This window comes from Okeania sp. SIO1H4 (genome assembly GCF_010672695.1).
In the GTDB taxonomy this organism is placed as follows: domain Bacteria; phylum Cyanobacteriota; class Cyanobacteriia; order Cyanobacteriales; family Microcoleaceae; genus Okeania; species Okeania hirsuta.
Genome location: NZ_JAAHGB010000153.1, coordinates 1 through 3,746, shown reverse-complemented (window position 1 = coordinate 3,746; position 3,746 = coordinate 1). Strand labels below are relative to the sequence as shown.

Below are 3,746 nucleotides of genomic sequence, written 5' to 3'. Positions count from 1 at the left end.
TAGATGGTGCTCCTGGTCTCGCAGGTCCGGCAGGTCCAGTAGGTCCGGCAGGTGTACCAGGAACTCCAGGACTAGATGGTGCTCCTGGTGCTCCAGGATTAGATGGTGCTCCTGGTCTCGCAGGTCCGGCAGGTCCAGTAGGTCCGGCAGGTGTACCAGGAACTCCAGGACTAGATGGTGCTCCTGGTCTCGCAGGTCCGGCAGGTCCAGTAGGTCCAGCAGGTCCAGTAGGTCCGGCAGGTGTACCAGGAACTCCAGGATTAGATGGTGCTCCTGGTCTCGCAGGTCCAGCAGGTCCAGTCGGTCCAGTCGGTCCAGCAGGTCCAGTCGGTCCGGCAGGTGTACCAGGAACTCCAGGATTAGATGGTGCTCCTGGTCCAGTGGGTCCAGTGGGTCCAGTAGGTCCTGCTGGTGCTCCTGGCCTTCCTGGTCTATCCGCTCAAGTAGGTCCACCACTGGCTTATATTATTGCAACAGAGGATGCTCCTGCAGGTTTCTTCCCTGGAGAAGTAGTTTTGTTTGCTGGTACTGCAGCTCCTCCAGGATTCTTATCTCTTGAGGGTCAGTTATTACCCATCGCTGGAAACGAATCTCTATTCCGGGTATTAGGAACTTTATATGGTGGTGATGGAGTCACTAACTTTGCTCTTCCAAATCTCGTAGGTGTTAGTCCTGTTGGCCGACCTACAAGTGTAGAAGCTGTTCCTGCAGGCGGCGGTCCTACACTTTTAGTGGATTTAGGAAATGGCAATATAGTACCTGCTAACACTGTATTTGGAGATGTTGTAACTAATACAGGGGAGCTTGTAGACCTCACAGATCTTCAAACTAACGATGTAACGTTGCTCCAACAATTGCAGATATTGCAAGCACAATCACTGATTGTAAATAACATGATAGAAGAAGGTGGAGAGCTAATGACCTTTGAAGGAGAGGCACAACCAGAGGCACAACCAGAGGCACCATCCCTATTCGTTCAACCTACTACTACAAATTGATGTGTTTGAGACTTGACAGTTGAGTTTTATCTCAACATTGGTTGAAGACCCGCGCTCTCCGGTCAGGGGAGCGTCGGGATGTTTGTGCAGCATTCCGCAGGAAAAACCAATCAATTTTGCGGCGCATGCCAATAGTGTGTTAGACTTAAAAAAAGGCTGCTGGGCTAGCAGTGTCAGTCTGTGGAGCGCGCCTTTAGACCGAAAAGAGGCTTGACCTTGGAGGCTGGTGCATTGTTAGCGCAGCTCCTCTGCAAGAGGCAGCAGAAAGACCTAAGAGCGCGATGGTTAGGAATCCCGCGCTTTCACGCAAGTGCAGCGTCGGGAGGATGTCAATAGTCAATTCTCATAAATGAATAAAAAAAAGACCTTGTGGGTATTAGAAACCTGCAAGGTTTTTTTTAGTAAAAAATTAGAATCTGAATTCTAGCGGTTTTCACAAAGGTAGACTAAAGTAAAAACTATAGATATACCTGAAGTTTAATAAGTTGCAGAAATAGTTGTATTCTATATTAATGAGGACTGCTGCTTTTTGGCATAGTGGCGATCGCGGTAGTGTTGCGTAGGAATATCGCTCTTTTTTCTTCACCTTCATGATACGCACTCCGATGCTACCGGACTTGATATGACTGGTTTGAACTGAAGATTGCTATTCCCTAATCAGTTTACAATAATACTTAATGGAAATTATAGCCAAAATTTGGAGGCAAAAATTCATGTTAGATACAATTGTATTGGGTGGCGGATGTTTCTGGTGTGTAGAATCTGTCTTTCTGTCTGTCGCAGGGGTTAAAGAGGCAGAATCTGGTTATGCTGGAGGAAATACTAAGAATCCTGACTATAGATCTATATGTTCTGGAAAAACAGGCCATGCTGAGGTGGTAAAAATTACCTTTGACTCTGAAAAAATATCACTGCGTGAAATATTAGAAATATTTTTTGTTACTCACGACCCCACAACACTTAACAGACAGGGGAATGATGTTGGTACTCAGTATCGTTCAATTATTATGTGTCACTCCCAAGAACAAAAAGATATTGCTCAAGAAGTTATTTCGACTTTGGATAATAATGGCACGTTTAATAATCCGATCGTTACTGAAGTGGTTGATTTGAAGGAATATTATAGAGCTGAGGAGTATCATCAAAACTATTTTAACAAGAATCCTAATCAACCTTATTGTGCATTTTCCATTCCTCCAAAGTTGCAAAAACTCAAGAAATATTTCCCAGATAAGGTATCTGCATAAATAGTTGCAGCATCTTTGCTTTACTAAGAATAGTTTTAGTTATGTAAGTTGGGCTAAGTGAAATGGAAAGTCTAGTACATTCTGCCCAACTATAATTGTGATTAATTAACTAAAAATAGTGTTTTCTTTCTATTAATTGTCAAACACACGATTAAAGAAAGGTATTATTTTAGACCAAGCTGAAGTAGTTGCAGCGGAGTCATAACGATAACCGTCATCACGCATGAAAGTATGCTCCGCTTCATATAAGAAAATTTGATGAGCTATACTCCCTTGTTCCAAAGCTTGAGCTACGGTTTGGCGATCGCCTTCTGGTGTATGACGGTCTTGAGTACCGAATACTATCAATATTTCACCTTGAATTTCATTCACTCGTTTAATTGTATCAGCGACTCCCTTACCTAATTTGCCACTGGGAACACCAGTCGGGTAACAACAAACTGTGGCTTTTATCTCTTTCTCAAAAGCAGCCCGAAATGCTAAATGTCCACCAATACAAAAACCCATAGCACCTATTTTATCCTCAGCAACTGAACTTTCTGTTTTGAGAAATTCAATCACAGCTGTTGTATCCGCATCATATTCAGCTATTTTAGTTCGACGTGCATTGTCATTACCCCGCATTCGCCCCAGGTCATCTGGCTCAATGACGAGACCCACTGGTTCAGTACGATGAAAAATTTCTGGGGCAGCTACTACATAACCATAACCAGCTAAATAATTAGCTAGACGAATTATCGGACTTCCCAATTGATAAATATCACTGTAGAATACAATACCTGGATAAACTCCTTCCGGTTTAGGAGTTGCTACATATACACGCATTAAACTATCATCAACTTTTAACTCGATGTTACGTTTAGTAATTTGCACCTTTTATCTCCATTATTGTCTTGAGGAATTTTTCTACAATACAGCTTAACTTTAGCAAAATTACGTAATTTATAGGGGATACTGACTTGATACAGCGGATTTCATCTCAGTGAGGTATCGCTGTGGCGGGCAAGATGTCCGCACTACAAAAGTTTGATCATTAATATTTGTACTTCATATACTTGGAATCTGCTGTAACATCTATACTTTGAAGGCTTATATTCCTTAAACATTAAAATATAAGTGATTTTATCATTTTCTTTGTGGGTTTAATACCCCACCGTCAACGGGGGTGTTCACGCATTACTTGGGGGAGCGAATCCCCATGTAATTTTCCTCCTGTCTCCTGTCTCCTGTCTCCTTCTTCAAGGAGCTACTTTTGCGATAATTTATTCTCAAACAATTGTTCGGAAAAATTCAGTATTTTCTAGGTTGATTTTTGCTGATTTTTAGTTAACAATAGTGTTAACAAAGTTAAACAGCAATGAAAGTAATAATTCAATGAACTACCCCGCCGTGTAGACGGACGGGGTTTCTAAGTCCCCGTCAACAAAGTCCGCACTTTGAGATTTTGAGCGCTTCATTTGCCCCAGTTGCCTCATCGAGCCTGTATGTTTACGGGTCGAAT

3 protein-coding genes are annotated in these 3,746 nt (G+C 42.4%); 2 read left to right on the top strand and 1 reads right to left on the bottom strand.

Annotation, left to right across the window (positions count from 1 at the left end):
• Both F6K06_RS33235 and msrA read left to right on the top strand, forming a co-directional pair.
• Positions 1 to 998 (top strand): tail fiber protein (locus F6K06_RS33235; RefSeq protein ID WP_287245279.1); only part of this gene is annotated, 998 nt, incomplete at its 5' end.
• Between the two features lie 713 nt (positions 999 to 1,711).
• Positions 1,712 to 2,245: a peptide-methionine (S)-S-oxide reductase MsrA gene (gene msrA / locus F6K06_RS33230; protein WP_287245277.1), complete on the top strand. Its 534-nt coding sequence runs from the start codon at positions 1,712 to 1,714 to the stop codon at positions 2,243 to 2,245.
• A gap of 132 nt (positions 2,246 to 2,377) precedes the next feature.
• Here the strand turns inward: msrA and F6K06_RS33225 are convergent, their stop codons facing one another.
• Positions 2,378 to 3,118 carry a dienelactone hydrolase family protein gene (locus F6K06_RS33225; RefSeq protein WP_287245275.1) on the bottom strand — a complete coding sequence of 247 codons (741 nt, stop codon included), beginning with the start codon at positions 3,116 to 3,118 and terminating at the stop codon, positions 2,378 to 2,380.
• Positions 3,119 to 3,746: the final 628 nt, after the last annotated feature.